Annotated in this window: 12 protein-coding genes; 2 read left to right on the top strand and 10 right to left on the bottom strand. The window is 57.0% G+C overall.

Annotated elements, in window-relative coordinates:
- Positions 1-169: 169 nt before the first annotated feature.
- Complete coding sequence (recR, locus tag AACZ86_RS06020; RefSeq protein ID WP_339690345.1) at positions 170-772, bottom strand: recombination mediator RecR; 603 nt, start codon at positions 770-772, stop codon at positions 170-172.
- Positions 773-848: 76 nt separating this feature from the next.
- On the opposite strand from recR, the gene fmt reads away from it, so the two are divergent.
- Both fmt and truA read left to right on the top strand, forming a co-directional pair.
- A complete protein-coding gene (fmt, locus tag AACZ86_RS06015; RefSeq protein ID WP_339690343.1) occupies positions 849-1,754 on the top strand; it encodes a methionyl-tRNA formyltransferase in 906 nt (301 codons plus the stop codon).
- A complete protein-coding gene (gene truA / locus AACZ86_RS06010) occupies positions 1,751-2,509 on the top strand; it encodes a tRNA pseudouridine(38-40) synthase TruA (RefSeq protein WP_339690341.1) in 759 nt (252 codons plus the stop codon). Before fmt ends, truA begins: the two co-directional genes overlap by 4 nt.
- On the opposite strand, the gene AACZ86_RS06005 is transcribed toward truA, so the two are convergent.
- The 9 genes from AACZ86_RS06005 to AACZ86_RS05965 are packed head-to-tail and all read right to left on the bottom strand — an operon-like array spanning position 2,495 to position 14,541.
- On the bottom strand, positions 2,495-4,390 hold the full coding sequence (locus AACZ86_RS06005) for an XrtA/PEP-CTERM system amidotransferase (RefSeq protein WP_339690339.1): 1,896 nt from the start codon (positions 4,388-4,390) through the stop codon (positions 2,495-2,497). The genes truA and AACZ86_RS06005 overlap by 15 nt on opposite strands.
- A 10-nt stretch (positions 4,391-4,400) precedes the next feature.
- Complete coding sequence (xrtA, locus tag AACZ86_RS06000) at positions 4,401-5,954, bottom strand: exosortase A (RefSeq protein WP_339690337.1); 1,554 nt, start codon at positions 5,952-5,954, stop codon at positions 4,401-4,403.
- Positions 5,951-7,174, bottom strand: a complete 1,224-nt coding sequence (locus AACZ86_RS05995) for a TIGR03087 family PEP-CTERM/XrtA system glycosyltransferase (RefSeq protein WP_339690335.1) — start codon at positions 7,172-7,174, stop codon at positions 5,951-5,953. Before AACZ86_RS05995 ends, xrtA begins: the two co-directional genes overlap by 4 nt.
- A complete protein-coding gene (locus AACZ86_RS05990; protein ID WP_339690333.1) occupies positions 7,174-8,241 on the bottom strand; it encodes a FemAB family XrtA/PEP-CTERM system-associated protein in 1,068 nt (355 codons plus the stop codon). Before AACZ86_RS05990 ends, AACZ86_RS05995 begins: the two co-directional genes overlap by 1 nt.
- 2 nt (positions 8,242-8,243) lie before the next feature.
- Positions 8,244-9,146 carry an XrtA system polysaccharide deacetylase gene (locus AACZ86_RS05985; RefSeq protein ID WP_339690331.1) on the bottom strand — a complete coding sequence of 301 codons (903 nt, stop codon included), beginning with the start codon at positions 9,144-9,146 and terminating at the stop codon, positions 8,244-8,246.
- Positions 9,121-10,419: an XrtA/PEP-CTERM system-associated ATPase gene (locus tag AACZ86_RS05980; RefSeq protein ID WP_339690328.1), complete on the bottom strand. Its 1,299-nt coding sequence runs from the start codon at positions 10,417-10,419 to the stop codon at positions 9,121-9,123. Before AACZ86_RS05980 ends, AACZ86_RS05985 begins: the two co-directional genes overlap by 26 nt.
- A gap of 35 nt (positions 10,420-10,454) precedes the next feature.
- A complete protein-coding gene (locus AACZ86_RS05975) occupies positions 10,455-12,077 on the bottom strand; it encodes a hypothetical protein (RefSeq protein WP_339690325.1) in 1,623 nt (540 codons plus the stop codon).
- A 3-nt stretch (positions 12,078-12,080) separates the two neighbouring features.
- Positions 12,081-12,998, bottom strand: coding sequence for an AAA family ATPase (locus AACZ86_RS05970; RefSeq protein ID WP_339690323.1), 918 nt, complete (start codon positions 12,996-12,998; stop codon positions 12,081-12,083).
- A gap of 10 nt (positions 12,999-13,008) precedes the next feature.
- Positions 13,009-14,541 carry an XrtA system polysaccharide chain length determinant gene (locus tag AACZ86_RS05965; protein WP_339690320.1) on the bottom strand — a complete coding sequence of 511 codons (1,533 nt, stop codon included), beginning with the start codon at positions 14,539-14,541 and terminating at the stop codon, positions 13,009-13,011.
- Positions 14,542-14,545 lie beyond the last annotated feature (4 nt).

Genomic DNA, 14,545 nt, shown 5'->3' with positions numbered 1-14,545 from the left:
TCAATCGCTTGCTTAACCAACGGAAAAAAGCGCCAAAATCAGCGCTTTCCACATATATTCATCAACCAGGATTTGTCGCTCGTCCAGTCGGCTGTGGCCGCTAAGACACAATTATCATGCGCTAATTTCTGGTTCACGATGCGGTTCGAAACCGCGATGGCATATCGCGTTAATCCTGATTGACCGGCCGCCGCGAACGCAGCGCCTGTGCCAGCGTGCCTTCATCCAGATAATCCAGCTCTCCTCCCACCGGTATGCCATGGGACAGCTGGCTGAGCCGCAGCGGATAATTTTCGAGGCGTTCTGCGATATAATGGGCGGTCGTCTGGCCTTCCAGAGTCGCATTCATAGCCAGAACGACTTCGTCAATCCCGCCCTCCTCGACACGCTTGATCAATTTGTCGATCGCGATGTCTTCCGGTCTTACCCCGTCCAGTGCCGACAATCGCCCGCCGAGCACATGGAATTTTCCGGGGAACAGCCGTGATTTGTCCAGCGCCCAGAGGTCGGAAACTTCTTCAACCACGCAAAGCGCCTTTGCATCGCGGCGCGGGTCATTGCAGATCTGGCAGGGGTCCTGCGTATCGACATTGCCGCAAATGCCGCAGGTTACGAGCCGTTCCTCGACCATCGTCATAGCCGCCAATATCGGCTTCATTGCCGTTTCCGGACGTTTCAGCAGATATAATACCGCCCGCCGCGCCGAACGCGGACCGAGCCCGGGAAGTTTGGCCAGGGCCTGAACCAGATTTTCGATCTCTTGCGATGCCATGATTTGACCTTTAGGGACATATTCCGTCACCTGCCAAGAACTTAGCTATAGTTTGGCCACACACAAGCGAGATTTTATGCGCCTAGCCTTTATGGGAACCCCGGATTTTGCCGTTCCTGCGCTGCAAGCGCTGCACGATGCCGGACATGAAATTATTGCGGTCTACTCGCAGCCCCCGCGCCGCGCCGGACGCGGGAAGCAGCTTAGCCCCTCGCCAATCCAGAAACTGGCGGAGAATCTGGGGTTACCCGTAAGGACTCCGATTTCCCTCAAAGACGAAGCGGAGCAAGCCGCCTTTGCCGCGCTCGATCTCGATGTAGCAATCGTCGCCGCTTACGGTCTCATCCTGCCACAGGCGATTCTCGACGCACCGAAGACGGGATGTCTCAATATTCACGGCTCGCTGCTCCCCCGCTGGCGTGGCGCGGCTCCCGTGCAGCGAGCGATCCTCGCGGGAGATATGGAGACCGGCATCACCATCATGCAGATGGAGGCGGGGCTCGACACCGGACCGATGCTGCTCAAGGCGGCAACAGCGGTCAACGGTAAAACCGCTGGCGAACTGACTGACGAATTGGCCGATACGGGTGCCGCACTGATGGTTCAATATCTCGCCTCACCAACGGGATATCCACCGGAGGCGCAAGTTGATGCGCTTGCCACATATGCGAAGAAGATCGAGAAACAGGACGCGCGGCTTGATTTCAGCCAGTCGGCAGATCAGGTCGAACGCCAGATACGTGCCTATAATCCTCAACCGGGCGCCTTTTTCGAATATCAGAGCAACCGGTATCGTATTCTCGAAGCGCAGGTCAGCGAAACGACAGGACCGGCCGGCACAATATTGGACGATCAGCTTCTGATCGGCTGCGGCACCGGATCGATCCAGCCCAAAGTCGTTCAAAAAGCCGGCAAGCCGGCGATGGAACTCAAATCCTTCCTCAACGGAACGAAAATTCCTGCAGGGACCAAATTGCAATGACCCGCTTTGTCCTCACTCTGGAATATGATGGTCGTCCGTTCATGGGTTGGCAGCATCAGGATCACGGCCCCAGCGTCCAGCAGGCGGTCGAAGAGTCGATCAGGAAAATCACCGGCCAGACGGTACGGGTCTTTGCCGCAGGAAGAACTGATGCAGGCGTCCACGCGCTGGCGATGCGCGCCCATTTCGATCTTGATACCAAGCTGACGCCCTTCCGGTTGCGTGAAGGCATCAATGCGGGATTGCGGCCCAATCCGGTCGCGGTGCTCGCCTGTGACATTGCCGACGAGGAATGGCACGCCCGCTTTGCCTGCGAGGGGCGACGCTATCTATACAAGATCACCAATCGTCGCGCGCCTCTGACTTTCGATCGCGGCCTGAGCTGGCAGGTCGCCCAGGTTCTCGACGCGGAAGCGATGCACAACGCGGCGCAGGTGCTGATTGGCCAGCATGATTTCACCACTTTCCGATCGGCCCATTGTCAGGCGCAAAGCCCGGTCAAGACGCTCGACCGGATATCGGTCAGCCGCTTCGGCGACGAGATCGAAGTCGAGGTCTCCGCCCGCTCTTTCCTACATCATCAGGTGCGTTCGATCGTCGGCTGCCTCAAACTGGTCGGCACCGGTACTTGGAGCAAAGCGGACTTGAAAAACGCGCTGGCGGCAAAGGATCGCAACGCTCTCGGCTTCAACGCCCCGCCGGATGGCCTCTATTTTGTCGAGGCTCTTTATCCGCCGGTATCAGAGGCCGAATAAGCGCTGCAGGCTCTTGTCGAGCATCAGCAGCTGCCACAATAAGCGACTGTTATCGGAACGTCCGGCAATATGGTCATCCGCCACCTTGCGCAGAGATTTGCTGTCAAACCAGCCGGTGCGTGCCAAAGCTCCACCGCTGGTGATATCCCGTGCCTGATCGGCCAGCGGTCCGCGGAACCATTGCGCGATCGGGGTGACAAAACCCATTTTCGGCCGGTAGAGAATATCATTGGGCAGATATTGCTCCATCGACTTTTTCAGGAGATATTTGCCCTGCCCCTTGTGCACCCGCAAATTGGTCGGCAGCTTCGCGGCAAATTCCATCAGCTTGTAATCAAGCAATGGCTCTCGCGCTTCTAGTCCCACCGCCATGCTGGTCCGGTCCACCTTGGTCAGGATATCGCCGGGCAGCCACATTTTCATATCGGCATATTGCGCTTGGTCGAGGCCATTTTGCGCCGGAGCATTTGCCATCAGGTCGATCATCCGCTGCTCCGCGTGATAATCTCCCAGGTCGCGCCGCATCGCATCGGAATAGATTGACCGGCGACCCGACGGCGTCGTCACGCCAACCGCTTCGGCATAGCCTTCCGGTCCCGTTCGGGCCAGCGACAACAAGGTCGACTTGGCACGAAACGGACGCGGTGCCCAGTCGGCCTTGGGATAGACAGAGCCCAGCCAGCCCAATACCGGTCCCCGGAAGGATTGCGGCAACAGCCCCCTCACCCGCTCTTCACCATGGTGGAAGACATGACGTCGATATCCGGCCATCGCCTCGTCCGCACCGTCTCCCGACAGTGCAACAGTCACGGTCTCGCGGGCCAGTTCCGCCACCCGGTAAGTCGGCAAGGCAGAGGCGTCGGCAAAGGGTTCGTCGAAATGGTCAGCCAGCGTATCTATCAGACCGAAATCATCAGAGGCCACGATACGCTCGCGATGATCGGTCTGGAAGCGCTCCGCTATCGCACGTGCGTAGCCAGTCTCGTCGAGCGATTGCTGGTCAAAGCCGATCGAGCAGGTCTTGACCGCCCGGCGACTATTCTCGGCCATCAGGGCGACCACTGCGCTGCTGTCGACCCCGCCGGAGAGAAACGCTCCCAACGGCACATCGGCAATCATCCGCGAGCCTACGGCCTGTTTCAGCAGCTCGACCAGTTCTTCTTCGAGAGCCCTTGCCGATCCCTTGCTCCGCTGGCTGAAATCCATATCCCAATATTGAACCGACGCGGGTTCCGGCTTGCCTTGCTCGAGCAGCAGATAATGCCCGGCGGCTAATTTCTTCACGCCCTTCAGCAGCGATGTCTGATCCGGCACGTAGCCAAAGGCCAAATAGTCATCGACCGCCGTGATATTGGGGTCGCAGCGCAATAATGGATTGGCGAGAAGGGCCTTGAGTTCCGAACCGAACAAAATGCTGCCATCGGACACCGCCGCATAGAAGAGCGGCTTCACGCCAAGACGGTCGCGGGCGAGAAACAATTGCCTTGTGCGCTGGTCGTATATCGCGAAGGCGAACATGCCGTTCAGCCGCTTGAGACATTCCATGCCCCATTGCCGCCAAGCGAAAAGAATGACTTCGCTGTCGCTGCTGGTCTGGAACTGGTGGCCGAGCAGTTCGAGTTCGGCGCGCACTTCGCGGAAATTATAAATCTCGCCGTTGAAGCTCAGCACCTGCGCCTCGTCGGGCGTCAGCATCGGCTGCGCGCCGCCCTCCAGATCGATGATCGAAAGCCGGCGATGGCCAAGCCCGACACCTGGCGCTGTCCAGATGCCCGAACCATCCGGACCACGATGGCCGAGACTGTCGGTCATCTTGCGCAGACGATCGGGATCGACCGGCTTGGCCGTCTCTAGATGAAAAATACCTGCAATTCCGCACATATTGTGCGCCCTAGCGCAGCCCCGCCATCTCGTCAGCCACTTTATCGACCGGCCCCAGATCGGCAAGAAAAGCATCGATCGGGATGCGCGGCGACGCTTCGCGGTTTGTTTCGGACGAAACGAGTATCGCCACCGCCTGCCGGGAGCCGCCGAGAATATTGCTCTTCAGCGTTTCCAGCTTCACCGCCGAACCGCTACCCGTCAACTTTCCGCCAATCCGGTAAAAGGAAACCACATCGCGAACCACGGGACCGGGCGCGATTAGTTCGACGGCAGTAGCACCCGCTGGCGCGTCAAGATCACGGTTCCACGACCAGCGCGTATTCGGGACCAGAGCCCCCTGACCGTAACCGACAATCTCCCGTCCTTCTTGCTGACGGTCATAGACAGCGATCGACAAGTCCACTTCCATGCCGGTCGACCGGTTCCGGTAGCGACCGAGGAGCTGATGGCTGGACCCGTCAAAGCGCGGCCGCCATGGGTAAAGCGGTTGATAGTCGACGATCTCCCAACCGGTGACTTCGGGAAGTGCGATTTCATCGGGGACGGACGATTCCTGCGCCGCAAGTACCGAGGTCCATAGCACCGGGATGAGGACCAGAGCGGCCATTGCGGCCATTGCCTTGACCGGGTTTTGCTGGAATGCCCGTGGAGGCCGGCTTTTGCTCAACGCATCGCCATCGATCATCGGATCGTCGATCCTGCGATCAAAAAACGGCCAGCCGATGGCCATCACCAGGATCAGGACGAAGGCAAAAAAGAACCAGCCGTAAAAAATATGATCGAAACCGGCAGCGAAATCGAGCGTCGTATGATGGGCGATATACATTGTACCGAAGGCACGGACGCCGTTAGCGATCACAGGAACGATCACCGCAGCGGTCATGAACAATATCCGGCGCTTCCAGCTCAGAAAGCAGACATTGCTGACCAGCGCGCCATAAGCGAGCATCGCGATCAGAAACTTGATTCCGGAGCAGGCTTCGGCCACTTCAAAATAGCCGGTGGGCGTCGAAATGAAGACACCGTCGATAAAGGCCGGGATATTCGCCCAGCCCAGAAAGACCATCGACAATTTGGCGGTCACCATTTGCAGAAACGGAACAAACTCCTCTCCGAACGGCACCAGGAAAAAGCTGAAGCACAGTGGAAAAATCAACCCCCGCGCAACCGTCGGACCAAGCAGCGTCACTACCGCGCCCTGCAACATCATCAACAGTCCGAGTTGCCGGGCAAAGGCGACACCGGCCGCCTCTCCCAATAGCCAACCCAGCGAAGCGAGAGCCGTCAGGAGCAATCCCGGCAACCAGATTTCCGGCGTAATTTTCGCCAGCTCCTGCTGCCGCTGCTGCACCAGATAATAGAGGATCGGCACGATCAAGAGGCAGTGGTTATAGGTGGAGATCGTCCACCATATCCGCACCATATCCACGCCATCTCGCCAGAAAATTGCAAGAATCGCCAATGTGGCAATCGCCAGCAATTTCAGATGTTTTGACCATGCAGAAGCGGATGTAGAAGGCTTTGGCGTAGCTTCCATCTGGTCAGCAGTCGCGCTTGTCATGCTACCGCCTCCGCAATCGCGGGGTTCTGGAAACCGCACAGGCTGGACAAATCAACGAGCTGTGTTTCCCAAGAATAATGCGAATGGATCAAACTTCTGGCTTGCTCGCCGAGCTGCCCTGCCCGTTCGGGGTCTCCCAATAAATCGCACACCAGCCGCGCTTCTTCCGCGACAGATTGGGCAATCAGGAAATGTTCGTCGTCGTTCGCCTCGATGCCCTCGGCAGCGCATGCCGATGCAACCACCGGCTTGGCCATCGCCATTGCTTCCAAAACCTTGTTCTGAATACCTCTGGCAATTCGCAGCGGCGCCACAACCACATCGGCAGCCGCGATCCAGCTGCGAATATCGTCCACCGCGCCCGTCACGATTGTACCATTTCGGCCATCGAGTTGAGTCACTTTTTCCGACGGTGCCCGCCCGACAATCGCGAATCGTGCGTCGGGGAAATGCGCAAGAATATTGGGCATGACCTCGGTGCTGAAACTCTGCACCGCCTGAACATTCGGTTGATAATCCATCTGGCCGGTAAACAGGATCAACGGACCATTATTTACAGAGGCCTCTGGCTGAACTTCCCGCGAACCATAAAATTCCAGATCGATTCCGTTGCCGACGGCTTTCACCTGCTCAGCTGACAATCCCGAGCGCTGTCGGAACAAAAGCGCCTCGGCTTCGCTGACAAACAGGCTATGGTCGGCCCGTCCGGCGACTGTCTTCTCGAAGGTCCGCAATAGACGTCCTTCGCGGCGATTGATCCAGGCCATTGGTCCAGAACCTTCGTCCGCATAGCTTTCAAATTTCGCGCTATCGACATCGGCAAAGTCCATCACCACACGGCCCGCAAATTCCGGCGGAATAAACTGCGCCATCTGACCGGAAAATACGAAGATACAGTCAATCCGACAGGTATCAATCGCCTGTGCAACATAGGTGCTGATTTGAACGCTCTCGAAAGATACCAGCGACACCGGTTTTCCGGAAGCCAAGGCTTCAATCCCTGCCCGCCATTTGGGTTTATTCCGCACCACTATTTCGCACGAAGCCAGTTCCGCTTTGCGATCCCAGCCGGTTTGTTTTTCATTCTCGTCATCTGCGAAACAGGCGACATGTACCGGCGCGCAATCCATCAGCTTTTGCAGGAAATGATGCGAGCGGATCTTGTCGCCACGGTTCGGCGGCCATGGAACGCGATGCGCCAGAAACAGGATTTCACCCATCAGCCGAGGCCCTTGGCAATCATCGGTCCGACGAGATTGGCAAGCGGCAGGGGCAGACGCTGCCACAGCGCGATCTTCGCTTTATATTTGGGGCTCATCGGATTGACATCGCGAGCCTCTTCACCATCGGCGGTGCGTATCGCATAAGACAGCGGTTCCGGTTCAAAGCCCCAGTTTTTCTTGAACGAAAAAGCGCCGGTGCCATATTTGGACCGGCCAAAGTCAAACTTGTGACATCCGCGTTCGCGGGCATGATTCATCAAGCTATAATACATGATATCATTGGCCCTGAAGCGGCGCGCATCCCATGTCCCGCCACCCCAGTAAGGCATGACGGTCTGCTGGTGATAAAGGCTCAAGACACTGGCCACCGGTTTGCCGTCGTGCAGCACTGTCAATATATCGGCATCCTCGCTGAATGCATCCAATACCTCCTCGAACAGCGCCTTTGGGAAAACCGGCGTTCCGAGATTGCGGACGCTTTCCGCGTAAACAGCATAATGGTCCGCCCGGTCTTGCTCGCCGGTGCCGACGCGAACGGTCAACTCGTTCGCAAGGCCCTTGCGGATTTCCGCCCGCTGCTTGCGCGGGATCGCTAGCAGCTGGCTCTCCTCGTCTTCCGCCAGTGGATTGACAAAGCCGGCATAGACGCCCTGCTTGTTCTGCCATTGGTCGTCCGGCGAGGGTCCGCCGCGCAATTCTACTGTGGGGAAGCTGTGCCGATCGGCAAAATTCCAGACTTCGTCGGCCAGCAACCGGATGGCCTGATCATTATTGGCCAATATTCCGCCACCTACCGCGAAACCGGAAGACACCAGTGCCCGGCCGAACAATGCCGAATGTATCAGGTTGAGCGGCAATATGCCCTGCAACGCTCCGGCGTCATCTTCTGCGAGAAGATAGCGCCATTCATGGCCGCAACCCTTACTGACCGACAGAACCCATGCAGGACGATGAAAGGCTGTGCCTTCGGGTGAAGCGGCGACGAAAGCCTCGATACGGGCCAGTTCATTCGGGTCGGGACGATCAAGCACGCGAACGATCAAAGAGTTTGGTTTGAATGCCATGTTCATTGCATCAGCCCCGCTTCCAGTGCCGCCAGCTCATCGACCCTGCCCCATTTGAAATCCTGCCCGGCCCGCAAAAGCTTGCCCCTCATGCTCTTCAAATTCGTGTAATGGCGGATCTTTGATTTTATCGGCGCGTTGCCAACCCTTGGCTGTTCCGGATCTATCTCCCACGGGTGGAAATAGAATATCGCCCCGCGCCCGTCGTCTCGGTGCATTTTCCTTATAGCCTGATCATATAAGGCATAGGGCAAGAGCCGGAAAAAACCGCCGCCACCGGCGGCCAATATCCGGCTTCCCAGCCTCACGGTTGTCACCGGCAGTTCGATAAAGTCAGATTGCTCCACAGGTTTCCAGGCGAAGCGCGGCGATCCGGCCCATCCATAATGATCGTGGTTGATCGGCGCGACACTGGACGAATAGGTATAGCCCTGTTCAGCCAATATTTCATGCGCCCAGGGTGTCCGCTGATCGATCGAGAAGCTCGGTGCCCGATAGCCGGCAACCTTCTGGCCGGACGTATCTTCCAGAATTTTCCGGCTGCGATCGAGATCGCTGCGGAATTGATCCGGGGTCAGCGTGAACACGCGCGCGTGGTCATAGCCATGATTGGCAATTTCATGCCCGGCCGACGCAATCTGGCGCATCAAGGCCGGATAGCGTTCTGCTACCCAACCCAATATGAAAAATGTCGCCTTGATTCCCGCATCGTCGAACAGCGCAAGCACCGCTTCAGTGTTACGTTCTACCCTATGCTGAAGCTTGTCCCAGTCGGCACGATCAATGACCGTCTCGAAGGCTCCCACCTGAAACCAGTCCTCGATATCGACAGACATGGCGTTGAGCAAAGCATCCGCTTTTCCCGCCGTGGCGAAAGATTCAGGCCGCGCGTCCTGCATTGACATAGCTTTCCTTGCTCCGGACATCGTTTTCGACCCATTCCACGAGCATCGTCAAGACGCGGTGCAGATTCTCTTCCTGACCATCCATGCGCTTTTCCACCAGCGACAGCCGTTTTGCAAACATATCGACTATCTGGGCGGTTTCCTCGTCAATTACGGGCGCGCTGGCCTCGAATTCTGGCGCATTCGTTGCCACCGGGGCCGGCGTTGCTACGGCTGGCTTGGAAACTGATTCGTCCCGGGCTGGCGAGAGCGTTGGACTGACGCTTTCATGTTCCGGCTCGAAAGCTGGCGCGCTCGAGTGTTGGAACTGGGGCTCAAATTGGGTTTCCTGATCTTGCTCAGCCATGTTGCCCGATGCATCAGGTGCACGGTCGGAGCCGGCATCGCTGGTCTTCCTTGGTTTTTCCCAGAGCGGACTCTTGATTTCCTCTGGCAATTCTGACGGTTCGGCAATGTCCACCTCTTCGCCATTCAGGTCGGCAAGCACCCGCTCGACCATCACCTGGTCGATCAATTCGGAATGTTCAATCGAACCCATCAACAAGACCCGGCTCATCAATGTGTTGATTTTGCGCGGCACGCCGTCTGTTTCGGCGTAGAGCAAACGGAATACATTGGAAGTAATCTTGGGACGCCCGGACCAGCCGCTTTTCGACAGGCGATGGGTGATATAGGGTTCTATTTCCTCCGCACTCATCGGTTCGAGATGATGATGTGCGATCACCCGCTGGCGCAGTTGCTCCAGCCGGTTGGAATTTTCCAGCATGTCACGGAATTCCGGTTGGCCAAGCAGGAATATCTGCAACAGCGCCTGTCCGCCGAGCTGGAAATTGGACAGCATCCGCAATTCTTCCAATGCATCCACCGGCAAATTTTGTGATTCATCGACGATCAGCAAACAGCGGCGACCGGCCCTCGCTTCGGCGTGCAGAAATTCTTCAAACGCGCTGAGCAGCTGCGCCTTGTCCATATGGTCGGTGTCGATATCGAAATGATTGGCAGCAACGCGGACGATATCCTGACTGTCCAGCTTGGTGGTCACGATATTGGCCGCAGTCAGACGCGCCTTGTCGATCGTCGCCATCAGATGGCTGACCAACGTGGTTTTACCCGCGCCGACATCCCCAGTGATGACGATGAAGCCTTCACCCTGAGCCAGGCCATAGCCGAGATAGGACAGCGCCTTGCGATGCGTCAGACTCTCGAAATAGAAATGCGGATCCGGAGTCAGCTGAAAGGGCCGACCGTTTAATCCATAAAATGTTTCATACATGCGCGTATCTCCGATCAACTTCTGTGTTGATGCTCTTAAAAATCATATCTGAGGCCCAGCAATGCGGAAGCGGTAAGTTCACTGTCGAAACCAGCCTGCTCATAACTGTCCAGACCAACGGCTGCCGTGCCCTGCAACCCTGGAAAAATCTGGCGATAATATGCAGCATTGGCGCCAATTCCCAAAACGTTGGGAGCGCCTGCAAAGCCGCTGTCCAGCAGATTGGCATAAACATTCGTATCGATGCGGGAATAGGCATCAAGTTCCCGGCCAAGCGACAGATTGGCGTAATAATTTTCGTCGACCAGACCATCGACGGCAGCAACCGCGCCCAATTGCGAAGCAAAGAAACGGCGACGGGCATAGCCGACGCCAAGTCCGGCTTCCCAGCCGCGGTGATTATAGGTGTACTGCCCGTGTACGCCACGCGCACGGAAAGCGGATGAAGATGCCGATTGCAGCACATCGTTAAAGCAAAGACCGCCGCCTTGTCCGAAAGCACAACCATTGAACTCACCGCTCAACGGATTGCGCGAACTGGTAAAACTGGTGCCCAGATTGGCGAGGTTGTCATTGAGCAAATTGCCGAAGCCGGAAACCGTATCATAGACCGATATGTTCAGAGCGGTGTTCTGGTTGGGCTGATAGACGAAGGTACCGAAATAGGTTTCGCTGCCATAGCGCTGCCCGACCCGCGCCTCGAGCGACGTGCGGCGACTGGGCCGCCACAAGACACCGGCATCCCAGATGATTCCGTCCTGATCATAGGACAGCAATCTGGGTGACGTTTTATCGGTTACCAGACGACCGTCATTGTCGATGACCGGATCACCATTGATATCGCGAACCGCGTCGCGTTCCGAAATTTCGATATCTTCATAACCGACACCGCCTACCACTGCCAGTGTCGTCGACACAGGTACGGTAACGTCAGCCCGAGCATATTTGCCCTCATAACGCTGATCAAGCTGGCTCGCATCCTCGCGTTCCCAGCCGCCGCTGACGGACCAGCCGAAAGGCAGGTCACCCGGTTGCTGGCCGACACTGGCGCTGGCTGAATGGCTTATACTGTCATCGAAAACATCGATCGGAAGCTGTCCCGGAGGCAGAATGCCGGTGTCTTCGCTTTCGACCTTGGTATAGCCGACCCGGTAATTGGCATTCACATCCAGCCCGCCGACCTGGGTCGACAGATTGGGACCGGCGTAGACCGAATAGACTTGCGTCACATTGTCGATATTGCCCACCGTATTCGACGGTGCCTCGCCGCGCAAATCAACCCGGCTACGCGTAGCGATACCTCCGGCTTCCAATGACAGCAAATTGGGAACAACCTGTATAGCGCCACGCGCCAGTCCGGTGACGATATCATCATCGCCGACACCATTCTCATAAGAAAAACGGCGCTCATAGCGCACATTTACCTGTGCTTCGGCGTTGCGCGTAGAAATAGAGCTATCGATACCCGCTGCCACCGAAGTATAGGTCAGCACATCGCTGCCGTCCTTCAGATCGGCGACCAATATTTGCTGGATCTCGATATAGGGCGCCACTTCAGCCTTGCGTTCGCGCGCCTCGACGGCAGGCGCGGCAAGCCCCAGCAGCGGCAGGATCGCTGCACTATATTTCAAAATTCGGGCAGTCGTTGGCGAGGCCATGGGTTACTCTCCATATCCGTAATAGGATCCGAACCGTCTTCCGGTCGGCGAAAATTTGGTGCCGTTCAGAAGCAGTTGGATATGTTCACATCCGCCCATCAAGCTCAGCGCATCGCGCAGGGCGGTTTCGGTTGTATCGTCCGCTTTGACCACCATCAGGACCTGACCGACATGCGTCGCCAGAACCGATGCCGGCGATGCCGACAGAGCGGGTGGTGAATCGAATATAACAATGCGATGGGGGTTATTCTGGGTCAGGCGGTTGAGCACCTGTTCTGTCCGCGAAGACGCCAGATATTCTGTATCTGCATTGGTCTGATCACCAGCTGGCAAGATTGCCAGACCGGGAATATCGGTATGAATGATGCAATTCTCGACCGGCAGTTGCGGATCGGCCAGCGCATCCATCAGACCTTTGCTGCCTTCCAGTCCAAGGCTGGACAAAATACTTGGTTTGGCGAAATCGGCGTCGACCAGCAGGACTTCATTATCCTTCTCTGCCGCTATCGAAAGCGCGAGGTTCAGGGCACAGAATGTCTTGCCTTCATCCGGGTGGGCGGAGCAAATCAAAATGCGTTCGCCATGGCGAACCGGCTCGCTTTTCTGACTGCCCTTTGCAGCCAGCAGCAATTGGCGCTTGATGATCCGGAACTCTTCCGAGATTCCGGTGACGGGGCCATCGGGAACGATGAATCCGGCTTCCCTAAGCTTGTCCCGATCGACGATGACACGCGGCCCGTTATACGGCGCTACCGGCTTTTGCGGCGCCGGAGCGATCTGCTGACGGGAAGGCTCGGAAGGAAAAACTTCCGGGGCAGCGCCACGCTGTTCGACGGTCTTCATTGCCGGGATATAATCATAGATTTCGCCTGCTCTTTCGAGCAACGAAGCCGGTTTCTTGGGAGGACTATATTTATTCATCATTATTCCCTCAGGCCACCATGCCGCGCTGGATGAATTCCACGATCATCAACATTCCAAAAACCGCGAACAGCGCACCGCTTGTGCCGTAAAACATGCGCAGCTTTCTCCCGCGCATCGTGCGCTGGGCGTTGGTCAGAACCTGGGAGACAGAACCGATAACCGGCAGCCCACTGGCTTTTTCCAGCTTCGCTGCGGTCGGATAACTGGTCTGCAAATGACCCATCGCGAAAGCGGTGCCGACACCACCACCAATGCCGACGAACAATACGAGCGCCAACAGTAGCGGCCGGTTCGGCGCTGCCGGAGACCGCGGACTGGACGGCGGATCGATCACACGGAATTTTAGCGAGTCGGTTTCCGATTCCACCTGACCGCGCAATTTGATCTGCTCACGGTCGGTGAGCAGTTTGTTATATTGCTCCTTCAGGACATCATGGTCGCGATTGATCCGCGACATTTCAGCAGCGATCCCCGGTTCCAGCGTTTGTTTGGACGCCAGTTGCGCCATGTCCGCCTGCAGCGCATTTTTCCGTGCCTGTAACGCGGCAACGCTCGCCTGACGTTCTGCCCGCATGCTTTGCAGCGAACTATAGGCCGGATTCGGCGTGCGGTAGCCGCCTCCGCCAGCGGGTTCCTTGCCTGCCTGTACCCGAAGCGCGGCAATTTCGTTTTTCATCGAGATGATATCGGGATGGCTGTCGGTCCAGCCGCGGGCACGGGCCGAAGCCAGTGTCGACTGCGCCTGCGCCAATTGGGCACGGGCTCCGCCGCCCCCGACTCCAGGTGTCGCAATTGACGAAGGTGTGCCGGAAAGCTGACCGTTCAGGGCGGCTAGCGAGGCCGAGGCCTGGCTAAGCTGCGAATCAATCTGCCCCAGTTCAGCACGAGCGGCTTCCATGCGCTGGCTGATAGAGCCGATCCCGGGCAATAATCCCAGATTTTCTGTCTCGAACTGGACGCGCTTCTGCTCTGCCTCCTGCAGCTCTTTTTCCCTCTGGGCGAGCTGGGCGTCGAGAAACTTGATTGTCTGGCTCGTTTCGTCACGGTCACCGGACAGATTTTCCTCGACGAAAATGTCGATCATCTTCTGGACAATATCGCGGGCGAGAACAGCATTTTCCGCGTCAGACAGATTGCTCGCCGAAGAGGTTGCAATAATCTCGAACAGATTATCCTTTTCCGATTTGATCTGGATGCTCTTGCGCAGCATTTCTACCTTGCCGGCCAGTTCCCGATCGCTCGCAACCGACTCGTTCAAAGCCGTTCCGCGAACGACTTTTTCGAGATTGATGGTCGAAGCCAGAGTCTCCTGCACGCGCTCCATATTCTTTTTCCGCTCGCGCGAATCCACGCCGACCTTGTCGGACAATATCGACTGCATCTCGACCGAGATGCGAGCCTTCGATTCATAGCTATTGGGTATCAAGGCAACAACAAGCCAGCCCATAAGGCAAAGGCCCCAGGCAACAGCCAATGCTAACCAGCGCCGATTCCAGACGCTGTGTACCGCAATTCGAAATTCATCATAAAGACCGTTCATGATT

Origin of the sequence: uncultured Parasphingorhabdus sp., assembly GCF_963975735.1 — a bacterium.
In the GTDB taxonomy this organism is placed as follows: Bacteria; Pseudomonadota; Alphaproteobacteria; order Sphingomonadales; family Sphingomonadaceae; genus Parasphingorhabdus.
This window is presented reverse-complemented; position numbering and strand designations above follow the sequence as displayed.

Coding starts and splice junctions, on each gene's coding strand:
- recR (WP_339690345.1), bottom strand. CDS start 772: ATGGCATCGCAAGAGATCGAAAATCTGGTTCAGGCCCTGGCCAAACTT.
- fmt (WP_339690343.1), top strand. CDS start 849: ATGCGCCTAGCCTTTATGGGAACCCCGGATTTTGCCGTTCCTGCGCTG.
- truA (WP_339690341.1), top strand. CDS start 1,751: ATGACCCGCTTTGTCCTCACTCTGGAATATGATGGTCGTCCGTTCATG.
- AACZ86_RS06005 (WP_339690339.1), bottom strand. CDS start 4,390: ATGTGCGGAATTGCAGGTATTTTTCATCTAGAGACGGCCAAGCCGGTC.
- xrtA (WP_339690337.1), bottom strand. CDS start 5,954: ATGACAAGCGCGACTGCTGACCAGATGGAAGCTACGCCAAAGCCTTCT.
- AACZ86_RS05995 (WP_339690335.1), bottom strand. CDS start 7,174: ATGGGTGAAATCCTGTTTCTGGCGCATCGCGTTCCATGGCCGCCGAAC.
- AACZ86_RS05990 (WP_339690333.1), bottom strand. CDS start 8,241: ATGGCATTCAAACCAAACTCTTTGATCGTTCGCGTGCTTGATCGTCCC.
- AACZ86_RS05985 (WP_339690331.1), bottom strand. CDS start 9,146: ATGTCAATGCAGGACGCGCGGCCTGAATCTTTCGCCACGGCGGGAAAA.
- AACZ86_RS05980 (WP_339690328.1), bottom strand. CDS start 10,419: ATGTATGAAACATTTTATGGATTAAACGGTCGGCCCTTTCAGCTGACT.
- AACZ86_RS05975 (WP_339690325.1), bottom strand. CDS start 12,077: ATGGCCTCGCCAACGACTGCCCGAATTTTGAAATATAGTGCAGCGATC.
- AACZ86_RS05970 (WP_339690323.1), bottom strand. CDS start 12,998: ATGAATAAATATAGTCCTCCCAAGAAACCGGCTTCGTTGCTCGAAAGA.
- AACZ86_RS05965 (WP_339690320.1), bottom strand. CDS start 14,541: ATGAACGGTCTTTATGATGAATTTCGAATTGCGGTACACAGCGTCTGG.